The organism is Pseudonocardia terrae, assembly GCF_021343995.1.
In the GTDB taxonomy this organism is placed as follows: Bacteria; Actinomycetota; Actinomycetes; order Mycobacteriales; family Pseudonocardiaceae; genus Pseudonocardia; species Pseudonocardia terrae.
In genome coordinates, this window is record NZ_JAJTTE010000111.1 from 1 (window position 1) to 6984 (window position 6984).

Sequence of the window (6984 nt, forward strand, 5' to 3'; positions counted from 1 at the left end):
CCGACGAATCGACTGCGGCCCCGGCTCAAGAGGTTACATCCTTGCGCTGCCCTGAGAGAGACCCCAACAGCTCCACGCGGCTATCGCGCTCAAGCGCGCCTCGCGGATCCGCTCGAGACCAGGGCGCTGGGCCGTGCGGGCGCTCAGGCCGTGGCTGGTGACGCGGCCGGCCACCTGGACAACGCGGCGGCGAAGTCGGGTGGGGCGGCGACGGCGAGCAGCTCGGCGTTGTCGGTAGCGGGGTTGGCGAGGCTGACGCGCTCGCCGATGCCGATGTGGGTTGCGGTCCCGGGGGCCAGGTCGTGGTCAACCCCGTCGTGATGAAGCCGGATCCGGCCGCGCAGCGGGATCAGTACCACATGGGACGGGCCGTGGTCGTGTTCGGGCATGCTGCCGCCTGCGGGCACTGTCACGTGCAGGACCGCAACCGGAGCGCCGCCGTCCGGGTCGGAGACGAGCCGCACCGTCGGCCCGTCGGGTGTGGGAGCCCGCCGGGCCGGGGCGCTGGTGATCTCGACGATGTTCATGATGGTCTCCTGTCGGCAGGTCGAGTGAGGTGGGCGAGGCAGGCGGTGGGCTCCGCGAACGGTTCGAGCGCGCTGACCTGGACGGGGGCGCGGAGTTCGCCGAGCGCGCCCTGCATCAGCCCCAGGTGCACCGGACAGACGAGGTCGCGATGTGGTTCGGCGAGCTCGAGGAACGGGCAGTGCCGCAGCCGTACCCGGTCGGTCGTCCCCTGGTCGTCGCGGACGGGCTCGGGGGCGAAGTCGAGGTCGTCGAGCATCGTCACGAGCCGGCCGATCGCCTCGTCCGACGTAACCGTGTGGAACGGGGCCGGCCGGGGCACCAGATGTGCCCCCCAGGCCCGTCCGGCGGACGCGGCCGCGGCGGTGGGGTCGTCGCCGGTGGACAGCTGACCGAGCAGGATCTCGGCGAGCATCCGGTAGCGGCGTGCGCCGCCGCGGGCCAGGCCGGGGCGGGCCCGGTAGCCCACGCGCGGGCGCCCGCGCCCCGCGGGCGCCTCCGGGACCCGTTCGGCGATTTCGTCGTCGACCAGTGCTTCGAGGTGGAAGCGGGCGGTGTTGGGGTGGATGCCGAGGCGGTCGGCGATCTCCGACACGCCCATCGGCTCGGCAGCGCGCTGCAGCGTGTCGAGCACCTGCTGGCGACGGTCAGCCATTCTGGCCATCCAGCGGGTGCGGCGGGAGTTGCGCGACGAGTGGGGTGTCGACCGGGAGCGCCCCGAGCTTCGCGGCGCCGCCCGGGCTTCCCACGGGGGTGTCGAGCCCCGGCAGTGTCTCGGTGAAGAACCGGGCGTTGTCCTCGGTGTGCGCGGCCCATCGGTCCGGCAGGTCGTCCTCGTAATAGATCGCCTCGACCGGGCAGACCGGTTCGCAGGCCCCGCAGTCGACGCACTCGTCCGGGTGGATGTACAGCGAGCGACCACCCTCGTAGATGCAGTCGACCGGGCACTCCTCGACACAGGCGCGGTCCTTGACGTCCACGCACGGCAACGCGATCACGTACGTCACGGGTTCCTCCTCACCATCGTTCGACACACGCCATTTAACACGAGATGTTTTTGTAAAAATAGTGGAACCTGGTGTAGTTGTCGCGGCACCGCAGCTGCGCAGCCGTCAGGAGGACTCGTCATGTCAGCACTGATCCGCCTCCACAACGCCCTACCGCACCGGCGATCGCGACGAAGCCGCGGGACTCGGCGCGGGCGTCGACCTCGGGCGGTCGGTGTGACGGCGGTTGAGCTGGCTGAACAACTCGGCTGCACCACGGATTCGGCGAGCCGTCGTCGCGAGGCGGGCGGACGGGAGGTGCTGCTCGTTCTCGGGATCGCCGGCAAGCCTGCCGGCGGCTCGCTGCGCTCGCCAAGGGGCTACCGCGAACGACCTTGAAGGCCCGGTGAGCGGCTTGCTCAGCCCGCAGGACTATCGGCCAGGGGGCCGGTGATGAACTCGATGATCGCGGCCGCCACGTTGCCTGGGAGCCGGTGGAGGCTGCGGCGTGCCTCGCTGCTGATCTCGGCCCGATACGGCTGGTCGGCATGCGCTGCGTCCGGGGGCCCGTACCGGGGGTCATCGAGGCGGCAGCCCGAACTCGGCGCGCAGATCCTCGCCGGTGCTGGTTTCGCCCGTCGCGTGCTCACGCTCGGCGTCGGTGATCGAGTCGCGGACGCCGGGCTGGGACAGCCAGTACAGCGTCTCGTGCAACGACTCGAGATCGTCGGCCCGCATGCTGACAGTTTCACCGCCGCACGCTCGGCGGCGCCCGGAGGCCGGACTCGGGCGGGGATGAGCCGGAGAAGTCGGGGTTCGACCGCCGCACGTCGCGGTCGGCGTTGCAGACTCGTCGTCCATACCTGGGTGTAGACGCGGCGAGAACGCCTCTTATGTCAGGTAGGGGATGAAGCAGCCTGACGTGGTTGTGCACTCCGCCGCAGCCGACGCTGGTTCTCGCCGGCGATGACAACCCGCTCCTGCCTTGCTCAACAGCCGGGTCCTGGCCTGGCGGATCCCGCACGCAACTCGCTAGCTCGTCCCGTCTGGCGGGCACCTGTTCCTGCTACGAGCGACCGGCCGAGCCGGGCGAGTCGGTGGCCATCTCCTTGCAGTGGGTCGACGGCGGGTGGTGTCAGGCCGTGGGTGGAGTCCGGTCCAGCACGTAGGAGCCCGGCGCCGGCTCCAGCGGTGGCTGGTCAGCGTTGCCGCTCGTGGCGGGGGCCGGGCGTTCGGCGCCCGACCTTTCCAGGAGCCAGTCGGCCCAGGCCTCCCACCAGGTCCCCTGGCGCCTCTGCGCGGTGGCGCGCCAGTGCTCGGGGCCGTCCGAGGGGTTCCCGCCGATGAAGTAGCTGGCCTTCGGGTTGCCGGGCGGGTTGACCAGGCTGGCGATGTGTCCCGCATTGCTCAGGACGTAGGTGCTCGGCCCGCTCACCAGCTCGGTCGTGCGGTAGCAGCCGGTCCACGGGGTGAGGTGGTCGTTGACCGCTCCGGTGACGAACACCGGCGCGGTGATCTTGCCGAGGTCGATCGGCGTCCCCAGCACCTCGAGGTGCCCCTCGGCGAGGGTGTTGGACCGGAAGATGTCGAGGAACTCCGAGTGCAGCGCCGCGGGCAGGTTCGTCCCGTCGGCGTTCCAGGCCAGGATGTCGAAGACCGGGGGACGTTCGCCCATCAGCCAGTTGTTGACGACGTAGTTGAAGATGAGGTCGTCGGGGCGCATCCAGCTGAACACCGTGCCCAACGACCGGGCGGTGATCACCCCGCGGCGCTGCGAGTCGGCCCGGGCCATCTCCAGCGCGCGCGGGGCGGAGAAGGCGCCGAGCGGCGCCCGGACCCCGAAGTCCAGCAGCGTGACGCCGTAGGACGCGGAATGGATGGTGTGCTCGCCCCGTGCGGCGAGGTGGCCCAGGACGATCGACTGGAGGATGCCCCCGGCGCAGAAGCCGAGGGTGTTGACGTCCTCGACGCCGGCCACGTCCTTGATGACCTCGGCCGCGCTCAGGATTCGTCGGGCGTAGGTGGCGATGTTCCAGTCCGCGTGTTCGGCGGTGGGGTTGCGCCAGCTGAGCATGAACACGCGCAGCCCGCGGCTGGCCGCGTACTCCACGAAGCTGCGTCCGGGTCGCAGGTCCAGGAAGTAGTACCGGCCGATGGGCGGCGGGATGACCAGCAAGGGCCGTTCCCGGACGGTCGGGGTACTCGGCCGGTACTCGATGAGCTCGGCCACCTCGTCCCGGTGGATGACGTCGCCCGGGGTGAGGGCCAGGTCCTCGCCCACGGTGAAGGCACTGCGATCGACCTGCGAGGGCAGCCCGCCGTTGTGCCGCACGTCGTGCGCGAACTGGCGGGCCCCCCGCACGAGGCTGGCCCCGGCGGTGTCGAAGGCCCGCTTGAGCGCGGCGGGATTCGTCGGCAGCTGGTTGGTCGGCGCCAGTGCGCTGGTCAGCGCGGACACCGCGAACCGGGCGCGTTCGACGTCGTGCCAGTCCGGGGAGCTCTTCTCGTACTCCTCGACCAGGCGGCCCAGCTCGGTCCCCAGGGCGAGGTAGCCCTGACCCAGCCGCCGGAAGAGCGGGTTCATCGACCAGGCCGGATCGGCGAAGCGTTTGTCCTTCGGGTGGGGCGTGTGCTCGTCGGTCCCGCGGGCGATCGACACCAGGTCCCGGACGAGCCGTCCGGCACCCCGCGTGACGGGCCCGGGCTGGGCGAACGCCGAGGTGATTCCCTTCAGGACCCCGACGACCGACGGGATGCCGACCGCCTCGCCCCCCTCGACCACGCCGAGCGCCTCGGCCTCGTCGGCGGCGACCGGCTCGGTCACCGACCCGGGCCGCGCCGGCGGGGCGGTCCGCTTCTCGTCGGCCGCGCGGCCGGAAGCTTCCGTCGTCATCGAGCGGCTCCGATCCTCGCGTGTAGACGCGATGTCCGAACTAGGACGCGGTGCGGGCGGCCGAGCGGGCCGCGACGAAGTCCCGCAACACCGGGTAGATCTCCTCGTTCCAGCGCGAGCCCGCGAACACCCCGTAGTGCCCGACGCCGGGCTGTAGGTGGTGGTGGTGATCCCGCGCGGGGATCCCGGTGCACAGCCCGTGGGCCGCCTCGGTCTGCCCGGGCGAGCACAGGTCGTCCTCGGCCCCCTCGACGGTGAGCAGGGCGGTCCTCCTGATGACCGAGAGATCGACGCGCTGCCCGCGCCGGACGAACTCGCCGCGGGGGAGGTCGTGCTCCATGAAGACGTGCTGCAGGGTCTCCAGGTAGAACTCGGCCGGCACGTCCATGACCGCGCCGTACTCGTCGTAGAAGTCGCGGATCCGCGCGGCGGTCGCGCCGTCGCCGGCGACCAGCGCGCGGTAGAGCTGCACGTGCGAGCTCAGGTGCCGCCGCGTGTTCATCGACATGAACGCGGTCAGCTGGGCCAGCCCCGGGTACACGCGCCGCCCGGCACCGGCGTACCGCCGCGGCACCCGCGAGACGAGGAACCGCTCGTAGAACGACAGCGGACGCCGGTCGGCGAGCTCGTTGATCCTGTTCGGGTTGACCCGCGTGTCGATCGGGCCGGCCACGAGCGTGAGGCTGCGCGGCTGGGCGGGATCCTCCGCCGCCGCGAGGACGGCGACGGCCGCGAGCACCAGCGGGGCCGGTTGGCACACGGCCAGGGCGTGGTGCTCCGGGCCGAGGTGGCGCATCGCGGCGAGCACGTGGTCGATGTACTCATCGAGCCCGAACCGGCCCTCGTCGACCGGGATGTCCCGGGCGTTGTGCCAGTCCAGCACGTAGACGTCATGATCGGCCAGCAACGTGCGGACCGTGGGTCGCAGCAGCGTGGCGAAGTGCCCGGAGATCGGCCCCACCAACAGCATCGGCGTCCTCCCGGGCACCCCGGGCGTGGCGAAGTGCAGCAGGGTGGCGAAGGGCGTGGTCAGCACGGGCCGGACGTCGACCTCGACGGTCTCGCCTGCCACCGTGACCGACTCGATGCCCCAGTCCGGACGGACGTGGGTGGGACGGCTGCCCGCGACGATCTCGCTGACGGCCCTCAGCCGGCGGGTCCCGGCCAGCTCCCCGACCGGCGCGGGCAGGCCCGACAGCGTGCGGTGCAGGAGCTTCGACGAGATCCGGGCCGGCTCGGTCAACCGCCGGTGCCATTCGTATACGGGGTAGAGCATCCGCCCGAGCTCCTATCGTCATGCGACGTGCGTCACACAGAAAAGTAACCGACCCTCGCGTGATCGACCACCGCTGACGCGATACCGCATCGATCATCCCGGCGTCGTCCGAGCACCGGGCGCATCACCGCGGGGTACGTACGTCCGAGGCCAGGACGTCCGTCGCGACCCCGACCACGGTCAGGGAGGCGACCCCTTGGCGGATCAGATTTCCTGACTCCTCTTGATCCACCTGGTTGGCCGCTGGCGGTCGACGGAGGTGGGTGACGGGCCGACCGGCCGAGATGTCCGCCCGGACGGGGTGTCGGTGACGGCCTCGGGGCGCGGTCCGCTGCGGGCGACGGCCCGGCACAGCAGCACCATCCCGACGATCTGCCCTATGTGGTAGGCGGAGTCGGGGTCCAGTCGCAGCAGCGTCGCGGCGCCCGGCACCAGTCGCAGCAGCGCGCCCGCGATGCTCACCCCGATGGCCACCAGCATCGGGCGACCCGACGGATGCCGGCGCAGCCACGCCCAGACCCACAGACCGATGACACAGGCCATCGTGAGGCCCTCGCACAGCATGATCGCCGTGATGCTGGGGTGGCCGGTGGCGGCGAGGACCGCGTAGGCGGCGACGCCCAGAAGGCGCAGCGGCCAGAACACGATGGCGCGGCTCCGGCCGAGGACCTGCACCACCGACGCCGCCAGCAGGAACGACATGACGAGGACGACCATGGTGCTCATGACCGCCCACGTGACCTCGCCAACCTGAGGAACGCCGACGAGAAAGCCGTGGTACACCGCTCCCACCAGCGCGGTCACCGCCGCCCAGGCGAACGCGGCGCGCCAATACCGCGCTCCAGCGACGTCCCGGGGCAAGCGCGGGACGAGGTAGAGGGTGACCAGCCCCAGAGCGAGGTCGGTCAGCGAAGCCATCGGCTGCACGAGCACACACCACGGTACGTCCGGCGGAGCCCGGCGCCGCAAGGTTTCGGGCGGCCCTGGCAGGGCCAGGATCGGTGCTGCAGCGTCGGCACCACACGCCGTCGTACATCTCGCGGACCGTTCTCCGCCGATCAGCATCGCAGGCCGCCGCTGCCTGCCAGGGCGAGCTTCGGGTGGGCCGTTCTCAATCTCCGCCAGGACCTGCGCGTAGTGCAACAGCCTGATTGATCGAGCGTGAAGACCTTGCCGCCGAGCCGTCGGGGCCGCCGGGTATCCGCGCGAGCGACCTCCCACGGCTACACCGAATCCTCGCCGAAGTTCGGACTGAGCCTGGATCCACTGTCGATCTTGGGTCGTGCCGCTAGTTGATCTTTGGC

General features: G+C 71.2%; 7 protein-coding genes. All 7 read right to left on the reverse strand.

The annotated features are described in order from the left end of the window. Positions 1 to 143: 143 nt before the first annotated feature. The 7 genes from LWC33_RS34025 to LWC33_RS34055 all read right to left on the reverse strand — a co-directional run bounded on the left by LWC33_RS34025 (position 144) and on the right by LWC33_RS34055 (position 6745). Entirely contained in the window at positions 144 to 527 is a 384-nt protein-coding gene (locus LWC33_RS34025) for a cupin domain-containing protein (protein WP_233308825.1), read from the reverse strand. Continuing rightward, positions 524 to 1180, reverse strand: coding sequence for a helix-turn-helix transcriptional regulator (locus tag LWC33_RS34030; RefSeq protein WP_233308826.1), 657 nt, complete (start codon positions 1178 to 1180; stop codon positions 524 to 526). Before LWC33_RS34030 ends, LWC33_RS34025 begins: the two co-directional genes overlap by 4 nt. Then, a complete protein-coding gene (fdxA, locus tag LWC33_RS34035) occupies positions 1173 to 1532 on the reverse strand; it encodes a ferredoxin (protein ID WP_233308827.1) in 360 nt (119 codons plus the stop codon). The genes LWC33_RS34030 and fdxA overlap by 8 nt, the downstream gene beginning before the upstream one ends. 558 nt (positions 1533 to 2090) lie before the next feature. Then, on the reverse strand, positions 2091 to 2249 hold the full coding sequence (locus tag LWC33_RS34040; RefSeq protein WP_233308828.1) for a type II toxin-antitoxin system Phd/YefM family antitoxin: 159 nt from the start codon (positions 2247 to 2249) through the stop codon (positions 2091 to 2093). Positions 2250 to 2646: 397 nt separating this feature from the next. Next, on the reverse strand, positions 2647 to 4404 hold the full coding sequence (locus LWC33_RS34045) for a PHA/PHB synthase family protein (protein ID WP_233308829.1): 1758 nt from the start codon (positions 4402 to 4404) through the stop codon (positions 2647 to 2649). 40 nt (positions 4405 to 4444) lie between these two features. Continuing rightward, positions 4445 to 5680 carry a polyhydroxyalkanoate depolymerase gene (gene phaZ, locus LWC33_RS34050; protein WP_233308830.1) on the reverse strand — a complete coding sequence of 412 codons (1236 nt, stop codon included), beginning with the start codon at positions 5678 to 5680 and terminating at the stop codon, positions 4445 to 4447. 204 nt (positions 5681 to 5884) lie between these two features. Next, on the reverse strand, positions 5885 to 6745 hold the full coding sequence (locus tag LWC33_RS34055) for a DUF6962 family protein (protein ID WP_233308831.1): 861 nt from the start codon (positions 6743 to 6745) through the stop codon (positions 5885 to 5887). Positions 6746 to 6984 lie beyond the last annotated feature (239 nt).